We start from the raw sequence: 26,085 nt of genomic DNA on the forward strand, positions 1-26,085 counted from the left end.
CGGCGAACCTAGGTGACGTCGTCGTAGCCGTTGATCCGCTCGCGCTCGGCCTCCGGTGACGGCGTCGGTGACGGGAGTGCCCGGCTCGCGGAGACCGTCTCGACCTCGCCGATGTCCTCGGGGGAGAGATCCAGCTCGGACGCCTCGTCGTCGTCCGGCTTCATCGCCTCGACGCGGGCCCGGCGCCTGTCGTTGACGAGCCCGATGGCGCAGGCGCAGAAGTACAGGATCCAGATGGGGCCCGCCAGCGCCATCATGGAGATGGGGTCGGTGCTGGGGGTGGCGATCGCCGCGAACAGCGTGATCCCCAGGATCATCCCGCGCCACCAGCCGAACATCTTCTTGCCGGAGAGGACGCCGCCGAAGTTCAGCATCACGAGCAGCAGGGGCAGCTCGAAGGAGAGGCCGAAGACGACGATCATCCGCATGATCAGGTTCAGCAGATCATCGAGGGGAAGCTGGTTGTCGCTTCCGATGATCGAGAACTGCAGCATGACCGACGCCATCTTGGGCAGCGACCAGTAGGCGAAGTACGAGCCCATGAGGAACAGCGGGAAGCCCGCCGCCACGAAGCCGAGGCTGTACTTCTTCTCGTTCCGGTGCAGGCCCGGGGCGACGAACGCCCAGAGCTGATACAGCCAGACCGGGGCGGCGAGCACCACGCCCGACGACAGCGACACCGTGAGGGCGAGCGTGAACGGGCTCAGCAGGCCGTTCTGCACGATGCGTGCGCAACTGGTCTGGCTACTGTCCTTCGCCAACTCGGCGAAGCTGTACTGGCATCCCACCGCCTGGAGAATGGGATCCGTGAAGAACTGGATGATGTCCTTGTAGAACATCACCGCGACGACCGTCGTGACAACGATGGCCAACAGGCTCTTGACAAGGCGGTTTCGCAGCTCGCGCAGGTGCTCCGCGAGGGGCATCCGCCCCTCGGGATCCTTGTCCTTCTCCGTCTTGCGGGCAGACTTGAGCAACCCACGTCCTCATCTCGTGCGGCAGGCCGGAAACCTTGTCCGGCCTTGCGTCAGCGCTTGGTCGTGTCCGTCGGCTCGGCAACCGGGCGGGAGCTGGTCACATCGCCGGGGGCGGCCTGGATGGTGCGCTGCGCCGGGGCTTCGCCGTGCTGGTGCGGAGGCGCGGCGGCCGCGGTCGTGTCGTCCTGGCCGTCGGACTTCATGGCCTTGGCCTCGCTCTTGAGGATGCGGGCGGACTTGCCCAGCGAGCGAGCCATGTCCGGCAGCTTCTTCGCGCCGAACAGCAGGATGATGACGACGAGGATCAGAATGATCTCGGTGGGGCCGAGGTTACCCATAACTGTCTACCTTCTTCACCGAGGCGGCGGGTGGGGGCTGTCCGACCTGTCGGACAGGTGTCCGACCGATCATGCTGGCAGCGATCGTAACGCTCAGGGGTGAACGTCAGGCAATCCCTGTGCGCACTCCCGATTCGCGACCCGGGCCTCTTTATCCGTGCCGCGACAGGCAGCGTACCTGCCGAAGGTGAGAAGGTGACAGGGCGAAGTGGCGCAAAACGCACTCGGCGCCCAACTCACAGAGGCCTCCGCCGCGCCTCACAGAGCGTCCACAGAGCGGGCCGCGCTCGCCGCCGCCCGCTCCAGGTCCTCCGCCGCCCGATTGATCCTCCGCGCCGACTCCGTGACCTGCGCACCCAGCCGCCGCGCCTCCACGAAGACCCGCACGGCGAGCACCCCGAGCACGACCAGCCCCACGAACCCCACAGCCACCGCGAACATCGCCCAGAACATGAGCCGACCCTAGCCCCCTGGCCCTACCCCGCCGAATGCAGCCGGAGGGTCCGCACCCCGCCCCCGGTCAACAGCTCGACGATCCGCTCGCCGGCCGGCTTGCGGACGGCGGTGCCGCACTCGGGGCAGGTGAAGGAGTAGAAGGTGGTCTTGCTGGTGGCGCCGATGGCGAGACGCAGCGCGCTCGCGCCCAGCTCGAAGTTGGCCCGGCAGTCGGGGCAGCCGGCCCTGAACACCACGTCGACCGCCTTCTTCATCCCCGCGAAGGCGACCGCCACGGTCATCTCCCGGATTTCCTGGATCTCCTGCACCCCGGACTTCACGCCGGACTTCACACCCGACACAATCGACCCGCCGCTCACAGCCCTCGCATCTCCCTTTTTAGGTCGTACGTAGTCGTCGCGCCCTACCGTCACGGTCCCGCGCTCCCGAGGTCACCCGGTCACGCCGCTCGCCGGTCACGGTTTCGTCGTCACGTCGGCCTCGTCGTAGGCCGCCAGCGCCTCGCGGGCCGCCCGGCGGGCACTGTCGGCGAGATCCTGCGGTGAGACGATCCGGCCGTCGCGCCCGAGCCGCAGCGCCAGACGCCGCAGCGAGGTGGGGTCGGGGGTGCGCAGACTGATGCGCAACCCCCCGTCCGGCAGCTCCTCGGCACTGTCGTGCGGGTAGTACTCGGCGACCCAGCGCCCACCGGGCCCGACCTCGACGACGACCTCGGGGTCCTCGGCGGCCGGCTGCACCAGCGCCTCCGACAGGTCCCGCAGCTCGATCTCGGGCGGCGCGGACGGCTCGTCGAGGATCTTGATCTCGGCGACCCGGTCCAGCCGGAACGTCCGCCGGGCCTCGGAGCGACGGCACCAGGCCTCGACATAGGTGTGACCGACGCTGACCAGGCGGATCGGGTCGATCTCCCGCTCGGTGACCTCGTCCCGGGCGGGCGAGTAGTAGCGGATCCACAGCCGCCGACGCTCCGAGATGGCCCGGTCGACGTCCGCGAAGACCCCGCCCTCGGACTCGAAGGTGACCGACAGGCGTGAACTGGCACCCGCCGCCTCCCCTGCCGCGGTCTCGACCTTGGCGGTGGCCCGCAGCAGGGCCTGCCGGTCGCTCTCCCGCAGCCCGGGCAGGGTGGCGACCGCGCGGGCCGCCACCAGCAGGGCGGTGGCCTCGTCGGCGGCGAGCCTGAGCGGCTCGGCGGCCTCCGCGCCCAGGGCGGCCGGGTTGTGCCACCAGATCCGCTCGCCGTCGGTGTCGATGTCCAGCAGATCCCCGCCGCGGAAACTGGTCCCGCACATGGGCAGCACATCGAGGTCCGAGACCAGCTCGTCCTCGGTGATCCCGAAGGCACGGGCGACGTCCTCGATCCGGGCGCCGGGCCGCTCCCGCAGATACGTCACCAGGGAGAGCATCCGCCGGGTCTGGTCGATGGCGTTCGCCGGCCGGGCCGGTTTTCCCACCACGTTCTTACGTCCCCCTCAACCTTTGGCCACGGCACGCAGCCGGTCCACCACGTCGGCCCGCAACTCGGCGGGCTCCAGGACCACCACGTCGGGCCCGAACTCGACCAGCCAGGCATCCAGACCGTGCCCGTACGGAATCTCCAACTCGTCCCAGCCGTCCCCGAGTTCCCGTACCAGGGAGGCCTTCGCGCGCAGCGGATAGCCGGCGCCGGAGCGCAGCCGGATCAGCGCGGAGCGGTCGGCGGTCTCCCCCGCCCAGCTCGCGACCGTCTCCCGCACGGTGACGACGTCGGGGACCTCGGCGGTGAACGCGGCCCCCCGGCTGCGGACCTTGCCGGTGATCCGGGAGAGCCGGAACACCCGCTCGGCACCCCGGTCCCGGTCGAAGCCGGCCAGATACCAGTGACCGCGCCAGCACTCCAGCGCCCACGGCTCGACATGGCGGGGCTCCGGGCGCGCGGCGGTCGCCTTGCGGTACTCGAACACGACCGGGCGGCGGTCACGGCAGGCCAGCATCAGCGGCTCGAACGCGGCCTCGTGCACCGGGATGCGCGGCTCCAGCGCCCCATGGGCCTCGTAGGGGTCGACGTCCTCGGGCAGCCCGGCGGCGCGCAGCTTCTGCAGGGCGCCGCTGGCGGCCCCGGCGAGCCGGGCCTGCTGCCAGACCTTCGCGGCGAGCCCGAGCGCGGCGGCCTCCTCGGCGTCGAGGGTGATCGGCGGCAGGCTGTTGCTGTCGCGGCGGGCCAGATAGCCGACCTCGCCGTCGAGGTTCTCCACCGTCTCGATGACCAGGCCGAGTTCGCGCAGATCGTCCTTGTCGCGCTCGAACATGCGGTTGAAGGAGTCGTCGGAGCCGGCTTCCAGATAGGCCTCGATGGACTCGCGCAGCTCGCGCTTGCTGAGCGGCCGCCGCGTCCCCAGCAGACACAGCGCCAGGTTCATCAACCGCTCGGCCTTGGCAATGGCCATCGACGCCCTTCCTCCGGGTGTTTCCGCGGCACGACCGTACCGCTACGAAGCGTCGCGGCAAAAGCCGAGGGCCCATGCCCGAACAGGCATGGACCCCAGACAGTCGGGACCGGTCACGGCACGATCACCGCGGACCAGGCATCCAACAGATCAGACCCCGAGAAGGTCGACCACGAAGATCAGCGTCTCACCGGGCTTGATCGCCGGAGTCGGGCTCTGGTTCCCGTAGGCGAGGTGGGCCGGAATGGTCAGCTGGCGACGGCCACCGACCTTCATGCCCTGCACACCCTGGTCCCAGCCCTTGATGACACGACCGCCACCGAGCGGGAAACGGAACGGCGTCCCGCGGTTCCAGCTGGCGTCGAACTCCTCACCGGTGGAGTAGGACACACCCACGTAGTGCACGGTGACGGTCTGGCCCGCCTGGGCCACCTCGCCGTCACCCTCCCAGATGTCCTTGATCTCCAGGTCCGCCGGCGGCTCGCCCTCGGGAAAGTCGATCTCGGGCTTGTCAATGCTCACGTCTTCAGGCTCCTGCTTGTGTACGTACGAGGCAACGTGGACAGTCTCGCATCCCCGGATTCACATCTTCGCGAGGATGTCCACGGTGAACACCATCACGGAGTCCTTCTTGATGTCGCTGCCGCTCGGCGGCGTGTCCCCGTACCCCAGCTCCGGCGGGATGACGATGAGGAGGCGACTGCCCACCTTCTTGCCGGTCATGCCCTGCGACCAGCCCTTGACGACCTGGTTCAGCCCGAACGAGCTCAGCGCCTCCCGGCTGTACGAGGAGTCGAACTCCTTGCCGGTGTCCCAGAGCACGCCCTTGTACTGCACCAACAGGCTGTCGTCGGCGCCGACCTCGGGGCCGCCGCCCTCGAGGATGTAGTTCGCGACGAGCTTCTTCGGCGGGTCGACCTTCGGCACCTCGATGGAGGGCGCCTTGCCGTCGGTGTTGGTGCCCACCTTCGGCAGATCCACGTTGTCCTGCGCGACCTTCGTGCCCTTGGCGGAGCTCTTGCCGTTGAAGGTGTTCTGGATGTCGACGACGAAGACCAGCGTGTCGGTGCCCTTGATCCCCGACTCGGGCCTCCCGGCGGTCCCGTAGCCCCAGGTCGGCGGCACGGCCATCTGGACCCGGCTGCCGGCCTTCTTGCCGGTCAGCGCGTACCGCCAGCCGTCGATGATGCCCTGCGGGGAGAGCTGGATGACCAGCGGCGTCTTACGGTCGTAGGAGTTGTCGAAGACCTTCGCCGTGGACCAGATCTGCCCCAGGTAGTTCGCCTGGATGTAGTCGCCCTCGACGACCGTCTTCCCGCTGCCCGCGATCACCGTCTTCACCGCCAGGTCCTTCGACGGATCACCACTGCCCTTCGCGACGGTCGGCTTCTCGTCGAACTTCACACCGGCCGTGATCGCCGGCAGCGGCCCGTCCACGATCTTCGGCGGCTTCGCCGCGCCGCTCGCCGACGCGGAGGGGCTGCTGCTGGCCTTGGCCGAGTCTGACTCGCCCTCACCACAGGCGGCGAGCGTGACCAGTCCAGCGGGAACAGCGATGAGGAGGGAGCGTCGGCGCACGGTGAAGGCCTCGTATCGGTCGATCTTGTCGGATGGCGTGCGCGCAACTCTACGGCGTGAGAAGGGCGCCGTACGGCAAACGTACGGCGCCCCGCGTTGCGTTCCGACAATCAGGCCTGGAACTATCCGGCTCACATTCCGGCGATCAGCTTCTCCACCCGGTCGTCCACCGAACGGAACGGGTCCTTGCACAACACCGTCCGCTGTGCCTGGTCGTTGAGCTTCAGATGCACCCAGTCGACCGTGAAATCCCGACGCTGTTCCTGAGCGCGCCGGATGAAGTCACCGCGCAGCCGCGCCCGAGTGGTCTGCGGCGGAACCGACTTGCCCTCGAAGATCTTCAAGTCATTGCAGATGCGGGCGGCTTGACCTTTCCTCTCCAACAGGTAGTAGAGGCCACGACGGCGGTGGATGTCGTGATACGCGAGGTCTATCTGCGCGACCCGCGGATGCGACATGGTCATGTTGTGCTTGGCCCGGTACCGCTCGATGAGCTTGTACTTCATCACCCAGTCGATTTCGGTACCGATCCGGTCGAGGTCCTCGGCCTCGATCGCGTCCAGCGTGCGGCCCCACAGCTCCAGGACCTGCTCGACGGTGCCCGTACGGATGCCGCGGCGCTCCACGAAGTCCACGGCCTTCTCGTAGTACTCGCGCTGCACCTCCAGCGCGGAGGCCTCCCGGCCGCTGGCCAGCCGCACCTTGCGGCGGCCGGTGATGTCATGGCTGACCTCGCGGATCGCCCGGATCGGGTTCTCCAGGGTGAGGTCACGCATGACCGTGCCCGCCTCGATCATGCGCAGCACCAGGTCGGTGGCACCGACCTTGAGCAGCATGGTCGTCTCGGACATGTTCGAGTCGCCCACGATGACGTGGAGACGGCGGTACCGCTCGGCGTCCGCGTGCGGCTCGTCCCGGGTGTTGATGATCGGCCGGGAGCGGGTGGTCGCCGAGCTGACGCCCTCCCAGATGTGCTCCGCGCGCTGGCTCACGCAGTACACCGCACCACGCGGGGTCTGCAGCACCTTGCCCGCGCCGCACAGCAGCTGACGGGTGACGAGGAACGGAATCAGGATGTCCGCGAGACGGGAGAACTCCCCGTGCCGCGCCACCAGATAGTTCTCATGGCAACCGTATGAGTTGCCCGCCGAGTCCGTGTTGTTCTTGAAGAGGTAGACGTCGCCCGCGATTCCCTCCTCGTGCAGGCGGCGTTCGGCGTCGACCAGCAGTCCTTCGAGAATGCGCTCGCCGGCCTTGTCGTGAGTGACCAGTTCGGTCACGTTGTCACATTCGGGTGTCGCGTATTCCGGATGTGAGCCCACGTCGAGATAGAGGCGGGCTCCGTTCCGCAGAAACACATTGCTGCTGCGGCCCCATGACACGACACGGCGGAAGAGGTACCGCGCCACCTCGTCAGGAGACAGACGGCGCTGTCCCCTGAACGTGCACGTGACGCCGTACTCGTTCTCCAGCCCGAAAATGCGGCGGTCCATGACTGAACATTACGCCCGATCCACCGAGCTGAAACGGGGTTCGGCAGCACGGTTTGGATCATTTTCCGATGAGACCGCAACCACCGCACCCCCGGAAGGAACAGCGAGCACCCGCCCCGTGGCCAGCAGAACCAGCAACGACACGGCCCCCGCGGCACCCGGCACGACGAACCCCCACAGCGTCCCGCCCCACTCGACGACCGGCCCCGCCACGGCCGTACCGACCGACTGGCCCACCGTGAACGTCGTCACGATCCACGAGAACGCCTCCGTGACCGTGCCCCGCGGCGCGTGCCTGTCGACCAGAACGAACACACAGGCGATGGCCGGCGCCAGGAACACCCCCGCGAGCGTCGTCAGCCCCGTCATCCCCACCGGGCCCGGCATCAGCGTCAGCGGCACGTAACACACCGCGAGGAGCGCCACCAGCACCTGCAGGCGCCGCTCCGGCGCACCGCTCCACTGCCGCGCGCCGTACGCCGTGCCGCCCACCAGCGCCCCCAGCCCGACACCCGCCATCAGCCAGCCGTACACCGCGTCCCCGCCGTGGCCGTCCGCGTACGACACGGCCGCGACGGTGATCGAGCCGAGCGCGACACCGACGAAGAGGAACGCGCCGAGCAGCACCAACAGCCCGGGCGAACGCAGCGCGCCCAGCCAGTGCGCCTCGCGCGGCGCGGAGCGCCAGGCCCTCGAGGGCGGCGAGACCACCACCCACAGCGCCCCCAGCACCCCGATCACGCTGAGCACGATCAGCGCGGCCGACGCCGACCACAGCGCCACGCACAGCGTCACCAGCAACGGCCCGACGGTGAACATGACCTCCTGCGCCACGGCGTCCATCGCGTACGCCGTGTGCACCTGCTCCTCCCTGCGGAGCACCGAGGACCACAGGGCCCGCAGCCCGCCCTCCAGCGGCGGCGTGCACAGCCCGGCGACCGCCATCGCGAGATACGCCACCGGAAGCGGATCGAGCGCCGACAGCGCGAAGACGACCATGGCGAGGGCGGAGACGACCGCAGCGGGCAACTGCACCCGTGGCTGTCCGTACAGGTCCACCAGCCGCCCCAGCAGCGGCTGACCGACCGCGTTGGCCAGGCCGTACACGGCCGCCAGCGCGCCCGCGAGGCTGTAGGTGCCGCCCTCCGCACGGACGAAGAGCACGATCGCGATGGCGGCGGTGGCGTTCGGCAGCCGGCCCACCAGCGTTCCGGCGAGCAGCCGCGCCGCGTGCCGCGTCCTGAGGATCTCGAGATATCCGGCGGCCATGTCCTGCCTCTCGACGGGCTCTCGCGAGCGACGTGTTACGTATAACGTCTCTCGTCATACGTACCATGTGCCCTGACCACGAGTCCAGACGAGGGAGCAGGCCGACGGTGGCACGAGGTAGTACACGGCCCACGAGCCGTGACGTCGCCCAGGCCGCCGGCGTCTCCCAGGCCGCCGTCTCCCTCGTCCTCGGCGACAAATGGCGCGGCCGTGTCTCCGAGACCACAGCGGAACGCGTACGGCAGGCCGCCCGCGAACTCGGCTACCGCCCCAACCTCGCCGCCCGCAACCTCCGCCTCGGCCGCACCCGCACCGTCCTGCTGGTCGTCCCCGCCCTGACCACCGAGTTCTTCGCCGGCGTCTACACGGGTGCCGCCCGCGTCGCCGCCCGCCACGGCTTCGGCGTGGTCCTCTACCCCTCCCCCGAGGGCGTCGGCCCCGCCCGCGACCCCTTCGCCTCCGCCCAGGCCGCCCTCGACGGCGTGATCGCCTCCTCGATGGCCGCGGACGCCCTCACCGCCATCCGCGGCGACCAACTGCCCCTCGTCATGCTGGACAGCGACCCCGACGGCAGCCTCGGCGCCGCGACCGTCAACCTGGACATCCGCGACGGGATCCGCCAGGTCACCGAGCACCTCCTCGCCCTGGGCCACCGCCACTTCCTGCACCTCGCCGCCGACATCCCCTCCTGGACCTTCCACGTCCGCGCACGGGAACTGGCGGCACGCGTGGGCTCGGTGCCGGGCGCGTCCCTGCGGACAGCCGCCGCGCCGATCTCCATCGAGGGGGCGCTGGCCGCGGCGGAGGCGGCCCTGAGCGACGTCGGCGGCGAGGGGCGTCCCACCGCCGTGGTGTGTGACGACGACAAGCTGGCCGCCGGGGTCTACAAGGCCGCACGGCGGTTGGGGCTGCGGATCCCCGAGGACGTGTCCGTGACCGGCCTCGACGATCTGGCCCTCGCCACGGCGCTCGACCCGGAGCTGACCACCGTACGGCTGGACGCGGAACTGTTCGGCGAACGCGGGATGGAGGCCCTGCTGGCCGTCCTGGAGGGGCGTACGCCGGCGGGTGGGGACATCCCGGTGGATCTGGTGGTACGGGGCTCCACGGCACCGGCAGGGGGCTGAGCACCGCGCCCGTCCACCGATCCGTGAGTGGCTGGTCGCGCAGTTCCCCGCACCCCTTCGCGGCGCGCTGTCGTGGGCGCATCCGCCACAGGCACCGAACGCCGCGCGCCCCGGCCTGTGCCGGCCGGGGCGCGCTACGGGCGGGCTCGTGCAGCCGTGACGGCTACTCGTCTTCCTCTTCCTCGGAACTCTCGGCCTCCGTGGAGGCACCGCCCGCCTCCAGCAGACGGTCGAGCTGACGGCCGACGATCCGCTTGAACTTGCGCTGCTGCGGACGCGTACGGTCCAGAACCGCCACCTCCAGACGCTCGGCGGGGATCTCCCGCTGCGTGCCGTTGGTGTCGCGCGACAGGGCCTGGACGGCGAGCTTCAGCGCCTCCGCCAGGGACATGCCGTCCTGGTGCCGCTGGTCCAGATAACTGCTGATCTGCTCGGCGTTGCCACCGACCGCGACCGAACCGTGCTCGTCCACGATCGAACCGTCGTGCGGCAGCCGATAGATCTGGTCACCCTCGGGGGTCTCCCCCACCTCGGCCACGACCAGCTCCACCTCGTACGGCTTCTCGGCCGCCGAGGAGAAGATCGTGCCCAGCGTCTGGGCGTACACGTTGGCGAGACCACGGGCGGTCACGTCGTCACGGTCGTAGGTGTAACCCCGCAGGTCGGCGTAGCGCACACCACCGATCCGGAGGTTCTCGTACTCGTTGTACTTGCCGGCGGCCGCGAAGCCGATCCGGTCGTAGATCTCGCTGAACTTGTGCAGCGCGCGGGACGGGTTCTCGCCGACGAACACGATGCCGTCGGCATACTGCAGCACGACCAGGCTGCGGCCACGGGCGATGCCCTTGCGGGCGTACTCCGCCCGGTCCGCCATCGCCTGCTGGGGTGAGACATAGAACGGCGTCGACACCGGTTATCCGTCCCTTTCTGTCGAAGTCACTGGATCACCTTGATAAGAGAGCCGTCGCGGGCCGGACCGGCTAGAGCAGCGCGGCCCGGGGACCGTCCGGCTGCTCCAGACGGCGTTCCAGGATCGAACGGGCGATCTCGGAGGACTCCTCGTCGGTGAGCCGGCGGAAGCCGTCCTCGGTGATCACGGTGACGATGGGGTAGATCCGGCGGGCGACATCGGGACCACCGGTCGCCGAGTCGTCGTCTGCCGCGTCGTAGAGGGCCTGGATCACCAGGGTCGTGGCCTCGTCCTCGGAGAGGTCGGCGCGGAACAGCTTCTTCATGGCGCCGCGCGCGAAGATCGAGCCGGAGCCGGTCGCGGCGTAGCCGCTCTCCTCGGAACGGCCGCCCGTCACGTCGTACGAGAAGATGCGGCCCTTCTCCCGGTCCACGTCGTAACCGGCGAAGAGCGGGACGACGGCCAGGCCCTGCATGGCCATGCCCAGGTTGGAACGGATCATGGTGGAGAGCCGGTTCGCCTTGCCCTCCAGCGAGAGCTGCGCGCCCTCGACCTTCTCGAAGTGCTCCAGCTCCAGCTGGAACAGCTTCACCATCTCCACGGCCAGACCGGCCGTGCCGGCGATCCCGACGGCCGAGTACTCGTCGGCCGGGAACACCTTCTCGATGTCCCGCTGGGCGATCATGTTCCCCATCGTGGCCCGGCGGTCACCGGCGAGCACGACACCGCCGGGGAACGTCACGGCCACGATCGTCGTGCCGTGCGGAGCTTCGATGACGCCCTGAGTCGGCGGCAGCTGCCGCTTGCCGGGCAGCAGCTCCGGCTGGTGGTCCGACAGGAAGTCCATGAAGGACGACGACCCAGGCGTCAGGAAGGCAGCTGGTAGACGCCCGGTGCTACGAGTGTTGGCTTCCACGGAGTTCCTTCCAGGTAGGCGGCAGCCCGACGAACAGCGTCGGGATCGTCTCCCAACTTGCCGATGGCCGAATTACAGTTGAAGCACAGTACGCCTCGGACCTTACCCGTCTTGTGGCAGTGATCCACATGAACGGCCGGGGCTTTCAAACAGATCACGCAGAGCCCCATCTGGGATGCGACCATCTCGTCACGTTCGGTTTCGGTGAGGCCGTAGTTGCGCTTCAGATGCCCCGCGCCGCCCTTGACCGCACGGCAGGCCTTGCAGCTTGTCGAGAGGCCGTCGGAGGCCGTTGCGTTTCGATGCCACTCACTGTGCGGCTTGACCTGGCCACAGCAACGACAGAACTTGTGCCCTTCAGGCGTCTCCACACGCGGTCGCACATTCTTGCCCTTGGCCAACTGCCGCGCCTGGTGGTACTCCGCCCAGCACTCCCGGCAGTAAGCCTGCAGCCCGCCACGGGCCGACTTGTTACTGGCGAAGGCTGCCCGCGGCTTGTACTCCTTGCACCGCGAGCAACACTTCACACCCTCTTCACTTGCCAACCCGTACGCCCCCATCGCCTTTAAATCAAAGGCTACTGGCCACCCTTCTGAACGAAACTTCGAACGAAGTCCTCCGCGTTCTCCTCGAGGACATCGTCGATCTCGTCCAGAACCGAGTCCACGTCGTCGCTGAGCTTCTCCTGCCGTTCCTTGAGGTCCTCCGAGGCCTGCGCCTCCGGCGCCGCCTCGGTCTCCTCGGTGGAACGGGTGGCCTTCTGCTGGCCGCCGCCGGTGTCCTTGGTCGCCATAACCCTCACCCCGCTCTGTTGCCCGACATGGTCGGCAGGTCGGCATTCCTGCCGATCGGTGATGATCAGACCCTACAAGCCGGGTCTGACATTGGCCCTGTTGTTTCCACAACGTCCGGGGACCACCTCGATGATTCCCGGACGGCGGTGTTTCCACCCTGCGCCGCTGATCACGATTGGGGCCCGGTTCAGTTGCCGGACAACACCCTGACCAGGTCTTCTGCCGTACGGCAGCGGTCAAGCAGCTCCTTGACGTGATTTCGCGTTCCGCGAAGCGGTTCGAGGGTTGGGACGCGCTGGAGCGAGTCCCGGCCCGGCAGGTCGAAGATCACCGAGTCCCAGGAGGCCGCCGCGACGTCGTCCGCGTACTGCTCCAGACAGCGACCGCGGAAGTACGCACGGGTGTCCTCCGGCGGCTTCGTACGGGCCTCGTCGACACCCTGCTCGGTCAGCAGCCGCTTCATCTTGCCGCGGGCCACCAGACGGTTGTAGAGGCCCTTCTCGGCGCGCACGTCGGCGTACTGGAGGTCGACGAGGTGCAGGCGCGCGGCGTCCCAGTCGAGGCCGTCACGGCGCCGGTAGCCCTCCATCAGTTCCCGCTTGGCGACCCAGTCGAGCTCCCCGGAAAGGCTCATCGGGTCGTTCTCCAGACGGTTGAGGGTGTCTTCCCACCGGGTCAGGACGTCCTTCGTCTGGTCGTCCGCGTCCGCCCCGAACCGCTCCTCGACGTACTTGCGCGACAGCTCGTAGTACTCCATCTGAAGCTGTACGGCGGTCAGGGTGCGCCCGCTGCGGAGAGTGATGAGGCGTTGCAGGGTCGGGTCGTGGGAGACCTGGTGGAGGGTGCGTACGGGCTGGTCGACGGCCAGGTCGACGGCGATGAAGCCGTCTTCGATCATGGAGAGGACCAGGGCCGTCGTGCCCAGCTTCAGATAGGTCGAGATCTCCGAGAGGTTCGCGTCGCCGATGATCACGTGGAGGCGGCGGTATTTCTCCGCGTCGGCGTGGGGTTCGTCGCGGGTGTTGATGATGGGTCGTTTGAGGGTGGTCTCCAGGCCGACTTCCACCTCGAAGTAGTCGGCGCGCTGGCTGAGCTGGAAGCCGTGTTCGTGGCCGTCCTGGCCGATGCCGACGCGGCCGGCGCCGGCGAAGACCTGGCGGGAGACGAAGAAGGGGGTCAGGTGGCGCACGATGTCCGAGAATGCGGTCTCCCGCTTCATCAGGTAGTTCTCGTGCGTGCCGTAGGAGGCGCCCTTGTTGTCGGTGTTGTTCTTGTAGAGGTGGATCGGCTGGGCGCCGGGGAGCTGGGCCGCGCGTTCGGCGGCTTCGGCCATGATGCGCTCGCCGGCCTTGTCCCACAGGACGGCGTCGAGGGGGTTGGTGACCTCGGGGGCGCTGTATTCGGGGTGGGCGTGGTCGACGTAGAGCCGCGCGCCGTTGGTGAGGATGACATTGGCGAGGCCGATGTCCTCGTCGGTGAGCTGGCTGGAGTCGGCGGCCTCGCGGGCGAGGTCGAAGCCTCGCGCGTCCCGCAGCGGATTCTCCTCCTCGAAGTCCCAGCGGGCCCGGCGGGCCCGGTGCATCGCCGCTGCGTAGGCGTTGACGATCTGGGACGAGGTGAGCATGGCATTGGCATTGGGGTGGCCGGGGACGGAGATCCCGTACTCCGTCTCGATGCCCATTACTCGCCGTACGGTCATGCGGCCCTCCTTGCCCGGCGGCGTCCTCGGTCGGGGACGCTGCTCAAGTACCGCTGGCGCTCTCGTGCGTGTGCGGTGCCCGTCCCCGCACTGCGCGACTCGGCGGTACGAAAGAGCCTAGAACGGCTCTGCGCTGGTGGGGAGATCATTTGCGTCATTGCTGTGCTCCGGCCTTTACCTGGAAAACAGTCGGCTGCGGGTACCCACTGAGGGCACCCGCAGCCGCCCTGTGTTTTACAGGTACTGTCCGGTGTTCGCCACCGTGTCGATGGAGCGACCCGTGTCCGCGCCCTGCTTTCCGGTGATCAGGGTGCGGATGTAGACGATCCGCTCGCCCTTCTTTCCGGAGATTCGGGCCCAGTCGTCCGGGTTGGTGGTGTTGGGCAGGTCCTCGTTCTCCTTGAACTCGTCCACGCAGGCCTGGAGGAGGTGGGAGACGCGGAGGCCCTTCTGGTTCTTGTCGAGGAAGTCCTTGATCGCCATCTTCTTGGCGCGGCCGACGATGTTCTCGATCATGGCGCCGGAGTTGAAGTCCTTGAAGTAGAGGACTTCCTTGTCGCCGTTGGCGTAGGTGACTTCCAGGAAGCGGTTCTCCTCGGATTCGGCGTACATGTGTTCCACTGCCGTCTGGATCATGCTCTGGACGGTGGTGGTCTTGGAGCCGCCGTGTTCGCCGAGGTCGTCCGTGTGGAGGGGGAGTCGCTCGGTGAGGTACTTCTGGAAGATGTCCTTGGCCGCTTCGGCGTCCGGACGCTCGATCTTGATCTTCACGTCGAGCCGGCCGGGGCGCAGGATGGCGGGGTCGATCATGTCCTCACGGTTGGAGGCGCCGATCACGACCACGTTCTGCAGGCCTTCCACGCCGTCGATCTCGGCGAGCAGCTGCGGGACGATGGTGTTCTCCACGTCCGAGCTGACGCCGGATCCGCGGGTGCGGAAGAGGGATTCCATCTCGTCGAAGAAGACAATGACGGGGGTGCCCTCGCTGGCCTTCTCCCTCGCACGCTGGAAGACGAGGCGGATCTGTCGCTCGGTCTCGCCGACGTACTTGTTGAGGAGCTCGGGGCCCTTGATGTTGAGGAAGAAGCTCTTGCCCTGGGCCTGGCCGGTGACTTCGGCGACCTTCTTCGCCAGTGAGTTGGCGACGGCCTTGGCGATGAGCGTCTTGCCGCATCCGGGGGGTCCGTAGAGCAGGACGCCCTTGGGCGGGCGCAGTTCGTGCTCCTTGAACAGGTCCGGGTAGAGATAGGGGAGCTCGACCGCGTCGCGGATCATCTCGATCTGGTTGCCGAGGCCACCGATCTGCTCGTACCCGATGTCGGGGACCTCTTCGAGGACGAGTTCCTCGACCTCGCTCTTGGGCACGACCTCGTAGACGTAGCCGGAGCGGGGTTCGAGCAGGAGGGCGTCGCCGGGGCGGATGGTGATGTCCAGCAGGGGCTCGGCGAGCCGCACCACCCGTTCCTCGTCGGTGTGCCCCTGTACGAGGGCGCGCTCGCCGTCCTCGAGGATCTCCTTGAGGGTGACGATGTCGCCGACGCTCTCGTACTCCATGGCCTCGACCACGTTGAGGGCTTCGTTGAGCATCACTTCCTGGCCGCGCCGGAGCTCTTCCAGGTCGACGCTGGGGCTGACGTTCACCCGGAGCTTTCGTCCTCCGGTGAAGATGTCGGCCGTGCCGTCCTCGTTCGCCGTGAGGAAGACACCGAAGCCGGCCGGCGGCTGTGCGAGCCGGTCGACTTCCTCCTTGAGGGCCACGATCTGGTCGCGGGCCTCACGGAGCGTGTTGGCGAGCCGCTCGTTCTGTGCGGACACGCCGGCCAGATTTGTCTGCAGCTCGACGATCCGCTCTTCGAGAATCCTCGTGTGTCGCGGAGAGTCGGCGAGCTTGCGTCGCAGGACGGCGATCTCCTGCTCAAGATAGGCAATCTGCCCGGCCGGGTCGTCGGACCCTCGTCCCGGGCGGATGCCGCGGTTCATGTCGTCGTCGTGGGCTGCCACGGTCCTCACCTCCTCCAAGGGGAGCTGGACGCTTCCAGACCCTACCTGGGTGGGTGTCGATTGAAACCCCTAGATCACAAAGACGGTCGGGGTGTGTCCGATCTTCACCCTTGCGCTCTCCCTCACGCCAGGGGAATACCCACCGAACATGATTGGGAAGCCGCCCCGGGTAGGGTCGAAGTGTTCAACACCCGTCAGAGCCTGCATCGTTCCCGACCGGCTCGACGAAAAGACTCGACGATTGACCCGACGCATGAGGCGGCAGGAGAGATGAGCGTGCAGCAGGAGGCCACGGCCGCGGGCGAGGCGCTCGAGGTCTGGATCGACCAGGACCTGTGCACCGGTGACGGTATCTGCGTGCAGTACGCGCCCGAGGTGTTCGAGCTGGACATCGACGGACTGGCCTATGTGAAGAGTCCGGACGAGGAGTTGCTGCAGGCGCCGGGGGCGACAACGCCCGTCCCGCTGCCGCTTCTCACGGATGTGGTGGACTCCGCGAAGGAGTGTCCGGGCGAGTGCATCCATGTACGTCGCGTTTCGGACAGGGTCGAGGTCTTCGGGCCTGACGCGGAGTGACCCGGCGGGCACTCCGCGTCGCCCTGTGTCTGCTTTCTCACACCGGGTTTGCCGGGTGATCACTTCCCGTTCGCCCGGGAGCGGCCGGTGTCAGACGCTTTGTGTCCCTGCGGGCGTGGAGCGCACGAACGCCCCGTTCTTCCACTGCCACTTGACGGGGTCCGTGACGTCCGGGCAGCAGTTGGGGACCTCGGCGGACGAGTAGCCGTGCAGGGTGGCGGTGACGGCGGCGTCGCGGACGGCGAAGTCGGAGACGGTGGTGCGGTCCTTGGGGTTGACCAGGGTGGCGACGACCCGGGGCTGCGCGGCGTCGGTGGAGCGGGTGAGCACGTACACGCCGTCGGGCGGGGTGCCCATGCTGGCATCGCAGTGGACGACGGCCACGGTCTCGGGTCGGCCGTCCCCGTCGAGGTCTCCGGAGGCCTTCTTCTTCACGACGACGCCGACGGGTCCGCAGTCGAGCGGGAGGTCGACCTCGGCGGGGTCGGGGGCCGCGACGGCGGGAGCCGGGGCTGCCTTCACGACGGGCTGGGCCGCTCTCGCCGCGTCGGGCTGGAGGGCGGACGACAGGGCGACGACGCCGGCGAGGGCGGTGGCCGTGGCGAGCCAGTGGATGGGGCGGGTGTGCGCGTGAGCCAGTTCCGGGACGGCGGATTGCTGCACTAGGAGCGTCTCCTGAGGGTGCTGTGCCGGTGGGGATGACCCGCATGGTGCCACACGTCACAGGGGGGTGGAACGGCGGGGTACGTGGTTCCCGCAGCTTTTCGGTGGCACGTCAACGGGAAAGCGCCGTGGCCGAGTTCCCGTGCACTGCGGGGAACTCGGCCACATCGAAGGCGCGTTCGTCGTACGGCGGAGTCAGCGGCCGGAGCCGCCGTCGGCGTTGGGTCCTGCGTAGTCCTCGCCGTAGGCGCCCTTGGCGGGGCGGCGGCGGCGCATGGGGGGCTCGACGCCGTCGGCGAGGCGGCGGGCGGTGAGCAGGAAACCGGTGTGGCCGATCATGCGGTGGTCGGGGCGGACGGCCAGGCCCTCGATGTGCCAGTTGCGGATCATCGACTCCCAGGCGCTCGGCTCGTTGAAGCAGCCGATCTCGCGGATGGACTCGACGGTCCGGGCGAGCTGGGTGGTGGTGGCCACGTAGCAGCAGACGATGCCGCCGGGGACGAGGGCCTTGGAGACGGCCTCCAGGCACTCCCAGGGGGCGAGCATGTCGAGGATGACGCGGTCGACCTCGGTGTCGCTGAGGTTGTCCTGGAGGTCGCCGACGGTGAGCTGCCAGGCGGGGTGGGGGCCGCCGAAATAGCGCTCCACGTTGGCCTGGGCGATCTCGGCGAAGTCGGCGCGGCGCTCGTAGCTGTGCAGCATGCCCTGGTCGCCGATGGCGCGCAGCAGGAAGCTGCTGAGCGAGCCGGAGCCGACGCCGGCCTCGACGACGCGGGCGCCGGGGAAGATGTCGGCGAAGGCGAGGATCTGCCCCGCGTCCTTGGGGTAGACCACGGCGGCGCCGCGGGGCATGGACAGGACGTAGTCGGGGAGCAGGGGGCGGAGCGCCAGGTAGGCGACGTTCCCCGTGGTGCGGACAACACTGCCCTCGGGAGCGCCGATCAGCTCGTCGTGCGGGAAGGAACCCTTGTGGGTGTGGAAGTTCTTTCCCTCTTCGAGCGTGAACGTGTAGTGGCGTCCCTTGGGGTCGGTGAGCTGGACCTGGTCCCCGACCTTGAAGGGCCCGCGACGGCGGGCGGCACCGGTCGGTTCGGACATGTGACCAGCCTACCGGTCCCCGGGGAGGGCGCCGACCATGGTCGCGGGGAGCTCAGCTGGGGCGGGCCATCGCCTTGACGAAGGCGCGTTCCACGTCCGCCGCCGAGAGGACTCCGTAGATCTCGCCCGAGTCCTCGACGACCAGGTACTCCGTGGCGGGGGCCGCGCGGAGGGTGTCGAGGAGTTCTTCGCCGGCGAGTTCGGCGGAGACGCGCATGCCGTCGGTGAGGTCCTGGGCGAGGCCGCTGACGGCGACCCAGGGGCGGCGGTGTTCGGGGACGCCGACGATGGCGGCCTCGCGGACGAGGGAGAGGGGTTCGCCGTCGGGGTCGACGACGACGAGGGCGCGGGCGCCGGCCTCGTTGGCGCGGCGGAGCGCCTCGGAGAGGGGGGTGTCCGTCTCGACGGGGACGGCTCGGCGGGTGAGGGCGCGGGCCCGGAGTTCGGGCAGGTGTTCGCGCAGGCGGGCCATGCGGAGGCTGTTGCCGGCGCCGGTCCAGATGATCGCGGCGAGGATCGCGGCGAGCAGGGCGTCCAGGACGGTGTCCATGCCGACGCTGTCCTCGGCGGCGGAGCCGAGCAGGCCGGACTGGGTGAGCAGCGGGAGTCCGATGAGGACGGAGACGGCGAGGGCGCGGCCGACCCAGGCGGCGGCGATGGTGCCGCTCATGGGCTTGCCGGTGATCTTCCAGACGACGGCGCGGAGCATGCGGCCGCCGTCGAGGGGCAGGCCGGGGAGCAGGTTGAAAGCGGCGACGATGAGGTTGGAGATCATCAGGCCGGCGAGCAGGACGCCGGGGACGGTGCCGGGCTCGACGGCCAGCAGGGCGACGTAGAAGACGCCCGCGAGGATCAGGGAGAGGAGGGGGCCCACGAAGGCGAGGACGAATTCGCGGCCGGGGGTCTCGGACTCCTTCTCGATCTCGGAGACGCCGCCGAAGAACTGGAGCTGGATGCGGCGCACGGGCAGCTTGTAGCGCAGGGCGGCGATGGTGTGGGCGAGTTCGTGGACGAGTACGGAGCCGTAGAAGGCGACCGCGAAGAAGAGGGCGACGAGGTAGCGGAGGGCGCCGAGTTCGGGCAGGACGCGGTCGAGTTGGCCACCGAAGACCCAGGTGATCAGGGCGGCGACCAGGAACCAGCTGGGCGCGACGTACACGGGCACGCCAAAGGGCCGGCCCATGAGGATGCCGCCGCCGGGCTCCTTGGGGCGCTCGGGGGGCTTGGACGCGGCGTCCGAGTGGGCATAGGGGTGCGAGGACGTCGCGCTGCGCTCCGGCTCGTCCGCCCGGACGGGGGGCTTGGTGAGGTCGGCGGGGGCGGGGGGCTTGTCCCGGTCGGCGGGGGCGGGGGGCTTGTCCCGGTCGGCGGGGGCGGGGGCCTGCTCCGGGTCGGCGGGGGCGGGGGCTTTCTTCGGGGCGGCGGGGGCGTGGGCCTGCCCCGGGTCGGCGGGGGTGGAGGCCCTCGCCGAGTCGGCAGGCGCGTGGGTCCTCTCCGGGTCGACAGTTGCGTGGGCCTTCGCCGGGTCACCGGGCGCGGGGGCCTGCTCCGGGTCGGCGGGGGTGGAGGCCGTGGGCGGGTCGGTCAGCGGCTTCGCCGTTTCGGCGTCGGCGGGCGTCCCGTCGCCGGGAGGCGTGGCGGAGGGGGGCGTGGCGGCGGGTTCTGGAGCCTCGCCCGTGTCGGCCGTCGCGCCGTTGTCGGTAGGCGTGCCGTCGCCGGCCGTCATGCCCTTGTCGGCCGTCGTATCGGTACCGACCGTCGAGCCGTTTTCAGCAGTCGAGCCGTCGCCGGCCGTCATGCCCTTGTCGGCCGTCGTATCGGTACCGCCCGTCGAGCCGTTTACAGCAGTCGAGCCGTCGCCGGCCGTCATGCCCTTGTCGGCCGTCGTACCGGTAGCGGCCGTCGAGCCATTGTCGGCCGACGCCGAGTCATGAGCGGCCTTGCCGTCATCGGCGGCCTCACCGTCGTCGGCGGTCGCGGCAGCGTCGGCGGCGGGCGCGGCGGGCCTCTCCGCGGCTGTCGGGTTCGCGGTCGCGGGGGTGTTCGGGCGGTCGGGGGTGGGGTGGGGGTCGGTGGGGGCGTTCTGGTTCGCCGGTGTGCCGGTCGTGTCGCGGTGGGCGCGCTCGGGCGCCTCCTCGCTGTCGGACCGCGGCTGCCCGCTCCCGCCGCTCGTCTCCACGATGTCCCCTCGTTCGAAGCGTCTTCCGCACCCGGTGGCCGGGCGGATGGGTCTGTCGTCGATGCTATGCCGTCACCGGGGCACGTTCCGCCCCGGTACCCCCTCTGTTTTCCCCCGCGTCGCACGAGGCACACGGGTGTCGGCGGGCGCGGTGTCGCCCGGCGGTCGTGCGGGGCCGTGGCTGTCACTGTCAGTGGTGGGCCGTATGGTCTGTGGTCATGGAAACCAGCACCGACGGCACCCCCGCCGTTCCCGTGGGTGGCGAGGGCGACCGTCCTGTCGTGCGGGCCGCCGCGCCGCCCGCTTCGCTGTCGCCGTCGCGCGCCAGTGACTTCATGCAGTGTCCGCTGCTGTACCGGTTCCGGGTGATCGACCGGCTGCCGGAGAAGCCGAGCGAGGCGGCGACCCGGGGCACGCTGGTGCACGCGGTGCTGGAGAGACTCTTCGACGCGCCGGCGGCCGAGCGGACGGCGCCGCGGGCCAGGGCGTTGGTGCCCGGGCAGTGGGACCGGCTGCGGGAGACCAGGCCGGAGGTCGTGGAGCTGTTCGCGGACGACGCGGAGGGTGAGCGGCTGGCGCGCTGGCTGGCGGAGGCCGAGCGGCTGGTGGAGCGCTGGTTCACGCTGGAGGACCCGACGCGGCTGGAGCCCGCCGAGCGGGAGTTGTTCGTGGAGGCGGAGCTGGAGTCGGGGCTCAGGCTGCGCGGGATCATCGACCGGGTCGATGTGGCGCCCACCGGCGAGGTGCGGATCGTCGACTACAAGACGGGGAAGGCGCCGCGACCCGAGTACGCCGAGGGCGCGCTGTTCCAGATGAAGTTCTACGCGCTGGTGGTGTGGCGGCTGAAGCAGGTGGTGCCGCGCCGGTTGCAGCTGGTCTATCTCGGCAGTGGTGACGTCCTGACGTACGACCCCGTGATCGCCGATCTGGAGCGGGTGGAGCGCAAGTTGCTGGCGCTGTGGGAGGCGATCCGGCTGGCCACGGAGAGCGGTGACTGGCGGCCGCGGCCGACGAAGCTGTGCGGTTGGTGCGATCACCAGGCGGTGTGTCCGGAGTTCGGTGGTACTCCCCCTCCGTACCCCCTCCAGGTGAGGTCACCGGAGTCGGTCGGCGAGGCGCAGGGCAGAATGGGGCCGGACTAGCCGAAGGAGATTTTCGTGGCCATCCGCGTCCTACTGGTCGACGACCAGCCGCTGCTGCGTACCGGGTTCCGGATGATTCTGGAGGCGGAGCAGGACCTCGCGGTCGTCGGGGAGGCCGGGGACGGCCTCCAGGCGATCGACCAGGTGCGGGCGCTGCAGCCCGATGTGGTTCTGATGGACATCCGGATGCCCCGGATGGACGGGGTGGAGGCGACCCGTCAGATCACCGGTCCCGGGCGGGACGGTCCGGCGAAGGTGCTGGTGCTGACCACGTTCGATCTGGACGAGTACGTGGTGGAGGCGCTGCGGGCGGGGGCCAGTGGGTTTCTGCTGAAGGACGCTCCGGCCAATGAGCTGGTGCAGGCGATCCGGGTGGTGGCGAACGGGGAGGCGATGCTCGCGCCGAGCATCACGCGTCGGCTGCTCGACAAGTACGCGGAACATCTGCCGTCGGGCGAGGAGCCGGTTCCGGACACGCTGCACACGCTGACGGACCGTGAGGTCGAGGTGTTGAAGCTGGTGGCCCGGGGGTTGTCGAACGCGGAGATCGCGGCCGATCTGTTCGTCAGCGAGACCACGGTGAAGACGCATGTGGGCCATGTGCTGACGAAGTTGGGGCTGCGGGACCGGGTGCAGGCGGCGGTGTACGCGTACGAGAGCGGGCTGGTGCGCCCCGGCGCGCAGTAGCCGGCGGGCTCCCCAGTACGCACCGAGGGCGCTCCCTTCTTGTGGAAGGGAGCGCCCTCGGGCGTTCGGGGCCGTGGTGTCGGCCCGTGCTCGTGTCAGCCCTTGCTGATCTCCCAGAAGCGGAAGACGGTGGAGGCGTCCAGGCAGTACTCCAGGCCGTAGACGTCGTCGCGGACGACGGCGTACTGCTTGGCCTGCCAGATGGGGATGAGCGGGACGTCGGTGGCGACGATGTTCTGGAGTTCGGCGTACTCCTTCTCCGTGGAGGAGCGCTCGCCCTCGGCGGCGGTCTTCGTGAGGAGTTCACCGGTGATGGTGTTGTTGGTGTAGTTGTTGCCGAGCACGTTGCCCTTGCCGAAGAAGGGGCCGGTGAAGTTGTCGGGGTCCGGGTAGTCGGGGACCCAGCCCTTCACGTACACGCCGTACTTGCCGGCGGCGATGTCCTTCTCGTACCGGTCGAAGGCGACGGATTCGACCTTGGCGTCGAACAGGCCGCTGTCGTTGAGCTGCTTGGCGACGGCTTCCAACTCCTGGTCGGTGGAGGGGCCGTAGCGCGACGGGGTGGACCAGAGGGTCAGTTCGACCTTGTCGTCGATGCCGTCGGCGCGGAGCGCGGCCTCGGCCTTGGCCCGGGAGGGGCGGGCGCCGTAGGTGTCGAAGAAGGCCGTGTTGTGGCCGGTGATGCCGGCCGGGATGATCGAGTACAGCGGGGTGGCGGTGCCCTGGTAGACCTCGTCGACGAGGGCCTCGCGGTCGAGGAGGTAGGCGATGGCCTGGCGGACGCCGAGCTTGCCGGTCACCGGGTCGTCCATGTTGAAGACGAGGTGCTGGACCTCGGCGCCGGTGCCGTCGACGATCTCGACGCCGCTGGCGGTGGAGGTGTCGGTCTCGATGTCGGAGATGTCGGAGGCGCTCAGGCCCCGGTAGGTGACGTCGAGGTCGCCCTCCAGCAGGGCCTTCTTCAGGGCGTCCTGGTCGCCGTGGAAGAACTTGAGGGTGACGCCGCTGTTCTCGACGTCGGCGGTGCCCTGGTAGTTCTCGTTGACGGTGAAGACGGCCTCGTCCTTGCCGAAGGACTCCAGCTTGTACGGGCCGGAGCCGACCGCCTCGCCGTCCTCGCGGAGTCCGTCGGCGTCGTAGGAGCTCTCGTCGACGATCGAGCCGGCGCCGGAGGCGATCTTGCTGGGGAAGGTGGCGTCGGCGTACTTCAGGTCGAAGCGGACGGTCTTGTCGTCCGGGGTCTCGACCTTGTCGAGCATGGGGAACATGATCGCGGGGCCGGCGTCGTCGTTGATCTTCAGCATGCGGTCGAAGGAGAACTTGACGTCCTTCGCGGTGAGCGCCTCACCGTTGCTGAACTTCAGGCCGTCCTTGAGGGTGCACTCGTAGACCGTGGTGCCGCCGGCCTCGAAGGAGCACTCCTTGGCGAGGTCCGGTTCGGGCTCGGTGGCGCCGTTGGGGAAGCTCAGCAACGACTGGAAGACGTTGTTGAAGAGCAGCCAGGATCCGGGGTCGTAGCCGGAGGCGGGGTCGGTGGCCAGGACGTCGTCGGACATCCCCATCACGACGTTGGAACCGGAGTCCCCGGATCCCCCCGAGTCGGAGCCGCAACCGGTCAGCAGGCCGGCGGCAAGCCCTGTCGCGATGGTCAGGACGGGCCACTGGGTGCGTATGTTCACGTATGGATGCCTTGTGTCGTCGGGTGCATTGCGGGCGCTCCGGCTCCCCCGAGGCCGAACGGCCTCTGACCGGAGGGGTGGTGAGGTCCGGTCAGTCGCTTCTGCCGCGGCCCAGCTCCCAGAGCTGGAGCGTGGAGGCGGCGTTGAGGGCGTACTCGGCGCCGGTGACGTCGTCGCGGGCGGCGACGTACTGGTTGCCCTGCCACAGCGGCAGGATCGGCACGTCGTCGGCGACGATGTCCTGGATGCCGTTGAGGGTCTCCGAGGCGGAGAGGCGGTCGGCCGCGCGGCGGGACTCGGGGATCAACTTGCCGCGGATCTCGCTGTTGGCGTAGGGCGAGCCGAGGAAGTTGTCCTTGTCGAGGAAGGGCGCGAGGTAGTTGTCGGCGTCGGGGAAGTCCGGGAACCAGCCCATGCCGTAGACCGCGTACTCGCCGTCCTGCTCGGCGGGGCGGAACGTGGACCAGGGGGCGCCCTTGATGGTGACGTCGAACAGGCCGCTGTCGTCGAGCTGCTTCTTCAGCACCTCGAACTCCTTCTTCGTGGCGGCGCCGTAGTGGTCGGTCGTGTAGTGGAGGGTCAGCTTCACCGGGGCGGTGACGCCGGCCGACTCCAGGGTCGACTTGGCCTTGGCGACGTCCGGGTCTCCGTACTTGTTGAAGAACGAGTTGGAGTGGCCGGTGATGCCCGCGGGGACCAGGGAGAAGAGCGGTTCGGCCTGGGAGCCGTACACCTTGGAGACGAGTTCGCCCCGGTCGATGACCTCGGCCATGGCGCGGCGGACGGCGGTGCTCCTGACCGGCGAGGCCTCGGTGTTGAAGGCGAGGTAGCGGATCTCCAGGCCGGCGGACTCGATGACGTCGATGTCGCTGTCGGCCGCGTCGGAGAGCTTGGTGATCTGCTCGGGGGTCATCGTGCGGGTCATCAGGTCGATGTCGCCGTTCTTCAGGGCGGTGCCCATGGCGTCGGCGTTCGCGAAGGAGCGGAGTTCGACCTTGTCGTTCTTCGGGTCCAACTGCCCCTTGTAGTGGGGGTTCTTGGTGAACACGGCCCGGACCAGCTCGTTGTTCTCGACCTCGGCGTCCATGGTGTACGGGCCGGAGCCGTCGACCTGGAAGCCGTCGCGCAGTTTGCCCTTGTCGTAGTCGGCGGGGTTGACGATGCCGGCGACGGGGGTGGACAGCTTGTACGGGAGGGTCGCGTCGGGGCTGTTGAGGTGGAAGATCACCTCGTTGTCGCCCTTGGTCTCGATGAGGTCGATGGTCGACAGCAGGGCGAAGACACCGCTGTCGGCCTTGAGGGAGCGGGCCCGGTCGATGGAGAACTTCACGTCCTCGGCGGTGATCGGGTCGCCGTTCGCGAACTTCAGGCCGTCGCGCAGGGTGCAGGCGTAGCGCTCGTTGCCGGTGTCGGTGAAGGAGCAGCTGGAGGCGGCCTCGGGCTCCGGTTCGCCGTCGCCGCGCGGCTGGACCAGGAGGGTCTGGACGGTCTGGCGGAGGATGTTCCAGGTGCCGACGTCGTAGGCGTAGGCCGGGTCGATGGGGGCCGGGGCCTTTTCGGAGGCGGTGAAGTGGTCGGTGGTGCCGACGACGATCGCGTCACCGCTGTCGCCCGCGCTGTCGGTGGCACCGCAGGCGGCGAGTACCGGGGTGAGCAGACCGATCACGGCCGGCACCACCAGGGTCTTGCGGTTCATGCTCGCGATTCTCCAGAGCTGTGGTCCGAGATGGGTGCTGGCGGGGTGGTGCGAGCGCGTCTCGGGAAGTACGGCGATGTTCTCGCGACGAGATTAGCCCGCATCGCCAGAGGGGCCCGCGCACACCGGAGTTGAGTTGCCATCACGCTGCGGAACCGGGTGTGGACGCAAACGGTGTAGTGCCCACGGAATGTTTGGGGTACGCCTCTCCAATCAGGACACAAAGGCGTGCCGGACGCCCCCGACCCGGGGGTTCGGGGGCGTCTGGCAGCCACTTCGGGCGCCCCGGGAAGTGGTCAAGGTCACAGGTGGAAAGGTATTCCCTCGCGTGGGAATTCAGTCATCGCGACCCGTCGAATTCCCCGTCCGGGGCCCAGTGCG

Annotated in this window: 25 protein-coding genes; 4 read left to right on the forward strand and 21 right to left on the reverse strand. The window is 69.0% G+C overall.

From position 1 onward, the window contains the following. Positions 1–8: 8 nt before the first annotated feature. From tatC to PUR53_RS34645, 10 genes are all read right to left on the reverse strand, one after another. A complete protein-coding gene (gene tatC, locus PUR53_RS34600) occupies positions 9–977 on the reverse strand; it encodes a twin-arginine translocase subunit TatC (protein WP_329897679.1) in 969 nt (322 codons plus the stop codon). 50 nt (positions 978–1,027) lie between these two features. Further along, positions 1,028–1,315 carry a Sec-independent protein translocase subunit TatA gene (gene tatA / locus PUR53_RS34605; protein ID WP_329897678.1) on the reverse strand — a complete coding sequence of 96 codons (288 nt, stop codon included), beginning with the start codon at positions 1,313–1,315 and terminating at the stop codon, positions 1,028–1,030. A 258-nt stretch (positions 1,316–1,573) separates the two neighbouring features. Next, positions 1,574–1,768 carry a hypothetical protein gene (locus PUR53_RS34610; RefSeq protein ID WP_239752947.1) on the reverse strand — a complete coding sequence of 65 codons (195 nt, stop codon included), beginning with the start codon at positions 1,766–1,768 and terminating at the stop codon, positions 1,574–1,576. A 23-nt stretch (positions 1,769–1,791) separates the two neighbouring features. Further along, a complete protein-coding gene (locus PUR53_RS34615) occupies positions 1,792–2,052 on the reverse strand; it encodes a hypothetical protein (protein ID WP_037702271.1) in 261 nt (86 codons plus the stop codon). A 174-nt stretch (positions 2,053–2,226) separates the two neighbouring features. Next, positions 2,227–3,228 carry a helix-turn-helix transcriptional regulator gene (locus PUR53_RS34620; RefSeq protein WP_329897677.1) on the reverse strand — a complete coding sequence of 334 codons (1,002 nt, stop codon included), beginning with the start codon at positions 3,226–3,228 and terminating at the stop codon, positions 2,227–2,229. 15 nt (positions 3,229–3,243) lie between these two features. Beyond that, the gene (locus PUR53_RS34625; protein WP_184896134.1) at positions 3,244–4,197 is read right to left on the reverse strand and encodes a helix-turn-helix transcriptional regulator; all 954 of its coding nucleotides are present in this window, start codon (positions 4,195–4,197) and stop codon (positions 3,244–3,246) included. A gap of 150 nt (positions 4,198–4,347) precedes the next feature. Beyond that, positions 4,348–4,719 carry an FKBP-type peptidyl-prolyl cis-trans isomerase gene (locus PUR53_RS34630; RefSeq protein WP_033531669.1) on the reverse strand — a complete coding sequence of 124 codons (372 nt, stop codon included), beginning with the start codon at positions 4,717–4,719 and terminating at the stop codon, positions 4,348–4,350. A gap of 60 nt (positions 4,720–4,779) precedes the next feature. Further along, positions 4,780–5,775 (reverse strand): FKBP-type peptidyl-prolyl cis-trans isomerase, encoded by a 996-nt coding sequence (locus tag PUR53_RS34635; protein ID WP_329910847.1) that lies wholly within the window; start codon positions 5,773–5,775, stop codon positions 4,780–4,782. A gap of 131 nt (positions 5,776–5,906) precedes the next feature. Next, a complete protein-coding gene (gene pafA, locus PUR53_RS34640) occupies positions 5,907–7,268 on the reverse strand; it encodes a Pup--protein ligase (protein WP_033531667.1) in 1,362 nt (453 codons plus the stop codon). Positions 7,269–7,277: 9 nt separating this feature from the next. Continuing rightward, entirely contained in the window at positions 7,278–8,537 is a 1,260-nt protein-coding gene (locus PUR53_RS34645; RefSeq protein WP_329910848.1) for an MFS transporter, read from the reverse strand. A gap of 107 nt (positions 8,538–8,644) precedes the next feature. Between PUR53_RS34645 and PUR53_RS34650 the strand changes: the two genes are divergently transcribed. Continuing rightward, a complete protein-coding gene (locus PUR53_RS34650; protein WP_329897674.1) occupies positions 8,645–9,664 on the forward strand; it encodes a LacI family DNA-binding transcriptional regulator in 1,020 nt (339 codons plus the stop codon). 163 nt (positions 9,665–9,827) lie between these two features. On the opposite strand, the gene prcA is transcribed toward PUR53_RS34650, so the two are convergent. The 6 genes from prcA to arc form a co-directional block, all read right to left on the reverse strand. After that, on the reverse strand, positions 9,828–10,574 hold the full coding sequence (gene prcA / locus PUR53_RS34655; protein WP_329897673.1) for a proteasome subunit alpha: 747 nt from the start codon (positions 10,572–10,574) through the stop codon (positions 9,828–9,830). Positions 10,575–10,644: 70 nt separating this feature from the next. Next, a complete protein-coding gene (gene prcB / locus PUR53_RS34660) occupies positions 10,645–11,490 on the reverse strand; it encodes a proteasome subunit beta (RefSeq protein WP_045557093.1) in 846 nt (281 codons plus the stop codon). Then, positions 11,442–12,050 (reverse strand): endonuclease VII domain-containing protein, encoded by a 609-nt coding sequence (locus tag PUR53_RS34665; RefSeq protein WP_329910849.1) that lies wholly within the window; start codon positions 12,048–12,050, stop codon positions 11,442–11,444. The genes prcB and PUR53_RS34665 overlap by 49 nt, the downstream gene beginning before the upstream one ends. A gap of 17 nt (positions 12,051–12,067) precedes the next feature. After that, positions 12,068–12,283 (reverse strand): ubiquitin-like protein Pup, encoded by a 216-nt coding sequence (locus tag PUR53_RS34670; protein ID WP_045557092.1) that lies wholly within the window; start codon positions 12,281–12,283, stop codon positions 12,068–12,070. Between the two features lie 188 nt (positions 12,284–12,471). After that, positions 12,472–13,983, reverse strand: coding sequence for a depupylase/deamidase Dop (dop, locus tag PUR53_RS34675; protein ID WP_392311766.1), 1,512 nt, complete (start codon positions 13,981–13,983; stop codon positions 12,472–12,474). Between the two features lie 234 nt (positions 13,984–14,217). After that, the gene (gene arc, locus PUR53_RS34680; protein ID WP_033531660.1) at positions 14,218–15,984 is read right to left on the reverse strand and encodes a proteasome ATPase; all 1,767 of its coding nucleotides are present in this window, start codon (positions 15,982–15,984) and stop codon (positions 14,218–14,220) included. A gap of 270 nt (positions 15,985–16,254) precedes the next feature. Here arc and PUR53_RS34685 point away from each other — a divergent pair, with 270 nt between their 5' ends. Then, on the forward strand, positions 16,255–16,560 hold the full coding sequence (locus PUR53_RS34685; protein ID WP_329897671.1) for a ferredoxin: 306 nt from the start codon (positions 16,255–16,257) through the stop codon (positions 16,558–16,560). Between the two features lie 90 nt (positions 16,561–16,650). Here the strand turns inward: PUR53_RS34685 and PUR53_RS34690 are convergent, their stop codons facing one another. The 3 genes from PUR53_RS34690 to PUR53_RS34700 all read right to left on the reverse strand — a co-directional run bounded on the left by PUR53_RS34690 (position 16,651) and on the right by PUR53_RS34700 (position 20,047). After that, entirely contained in the window at positions 16,651–17,223 is a 573-nt protein-coding gene (locus PUR53_RS34690; protein ID WP_329897670.1) for a hypothetical protein, read from the reverse strand. A 195-nt stretch (positions 17,224–17,418) separates the two neighbouring features. Next, the gene (locus PUR53_RS34695) at positions 17,419–18,321 is read right to left on the reverse strand and encodes a tRNA (adenine-N1)-methyltransferase (RefSeq protein ID WP_045557089.1); all 903 of its coding nucleotides are present in this window, start codon (positions 18,319–18,321) and stop codon (positions 17,419–17,421) included. 52 nt (positions 18,322–18,373) lie between these two features. Further along, a complete protein-coding gene (locus PUR53_RS34700) occupies positions 18,374–20,047 on the reverse strand; it encodes a site-2 protease family protein (protein WP_443080398.1) in 1,674 nt (557 codons plus the stop codon). A gap of 671 nt (positions 20,048–20,718) precedes the next feature. On the opposite strand from PUR53_RS34700, the gene PUR53_RS34705 reads away from it, so the two are divergent. Further along, entirely contained in the window at positions 20,719–21,642 is a 924-nt protein-coding gene (locus tag PUR53_RS34705; RefSeq protein ID WP_329897669.1) for a RecB family exonuclease, read from the forward strand. Positions 21,643–21,657: 15 nt separating this feature from the next. Next, positions 21,658–22,329, forward strand: a complete 672-nt coding sequence (locus PUR53_RS34710; RefSeq protein WP_045557086.1) for a response regulator — start codon at positions 21,658–21,660, stop codon at positions 22,327–22,329. Between the two features lie 95 nt (positions 22,330–22,424). Here PUR53_RS34710 and PUR53_RS34715 read toward each other — a convergent pair whose 3' ends face one another. Continuing rightward, entirely contained in the window at positions 22,425–24,008 is a 1,584-nt protein-coding gene (locus PUR53_RS34715) for an ABC transporter substrate-binding protein (protein ID WP_329910851.1), read from the reverse strand. Positions 24,009–24,099: 91 nt separating this feature from the next. After that, positions 24,100–25,704, reverse strand: a complete 1,605-nt coding sequence (locus tag PUR53_RS34720) for an ABC transporter substrate-binding protein (protein ID WP_329897667.1) — start codon at positions 25,702–25,704, stop codon at positions 24,100–24,102. Positions 25,705–26,085: the final 381 nt, after the last annotated feature.

Origin of the sequence: Streptomyces sp. SP18BB07, assembly GCF_036322545.1 — a bacterium.
Taxonomy (GTDB): Bacteria; Actinomycetota; Actinomycetes; order Streptomycetales; family Streptomycetaceae; genus Streptomyces; species Streptomyces deccanensis.

What these genes read in the sequence shown, in the direction of transcription:
- PUR53_RS34685 (WP_329897671.1), top strand. Translation starts at nt 16,255, where the DNA reads ATGAGCGTGCAGCAGGAGGCCACGGCCGCGGGCGAGGCGCTCGAGGTC.
- PUR53_RS34720 (WP_329897667.1), bottom strand. Translation starts at nt 25,704, where the DNA reads ATGAACCGCAAGACCCTGGTGGTGCCGGCCGTGATCGGTCTGCTCACC.
- PUR53_RS34695 (WP_045557089.1), bottom strand. Translation starts at nt 18,321, where the DNA reads ATGTCCGAACCGACCGGTGCCGCCCGCCGTCGCGGGCCCTTCAAGGTC.
- PUR53_RS34625 (WP_184896134.1), bottom strand. Translation starts at nt 4,197, where the DNA reads ATGGCCATTGCCAAGGCCGAGCGGTTGATGAACCTGGCGCTGTGTCTG.
- PUR53_RS34610 (WP_239752947.1), bottom strand. Translation starts at nt 1,768, where the DNA reads ATGTTCTGGGCGATGTTCGCGGTGGCTGTGGGGTTCGTGGGGCTGGTC.
- pafA (WP_033531667.1), bottom strand. Translation starts at nt 7,268, where the DNA reads ATGGACCGCCGCATTTTCGGGCTGGAGAACGAGTACGGCGTCACGTGC.
- PUR53_RS34705 (WP_329897669.1), top strand. Translation starts at nt 20,719, where the DNA reads ATGGAAACCAGCACCGACGGCACCCCCGCCGTTCCCGTGGGTGGCGAG.
- tatA (WP_329897678.1), bottom strand. Translation starts at nt 1,315, where the DNA reads ATGGGTAACCTCGGCCCCACCGAGATCATTCTGATCCTCGTCGTCATC.
- PUR53_RS34665 (WP_329910849.1), bottom strand. Translation starts at nt 12,050, where the DNA reads ATGGGGGCGTACGGGTTGGCAAGTGAAGAGGGTGTGAAGTGTTGCTCG.
- PUR53_RS34615 (WP_037702271.1), bottom strand. Translation starts at nt 2,052, where the DNA reads ATGACCGTGGCGGTCGCCTTCGCGGGGATGAAGAAGGCGGTCGACGTG.
- PUR53_RS34645 (WP_329910848.1), bottom strand. Translation starts at nt 8,537, where the DNA reads ATGGCCGCCGGATATCTCGAGATCCTCAGGACGCGGCACGCGGCGCGG.
- PUR53_RS34670 (WP_045557092.1), bottom strand. Translation starts at nt 12,283, where the DNA reads ATGGCGACCAAGGACACCGGCGGCGGCCAGCAGAAGGCCACCCGTTCC.
- dop (WP_392311766.1), bottom strand. Translation starts at nt 13,983, where the DNA reads ATGACCGTACGGCGAGTAATGGGCATCGAGACGGAGTACGGGATCTCC.
- PUR53_RS34700 (WP_443080398.1), bottom strand. Translation starts at nt 20,047, where the DNA reads ATGACGGCCGGCGACGGCACGCCTACCGACAACGGCGCGACGGCCGAC.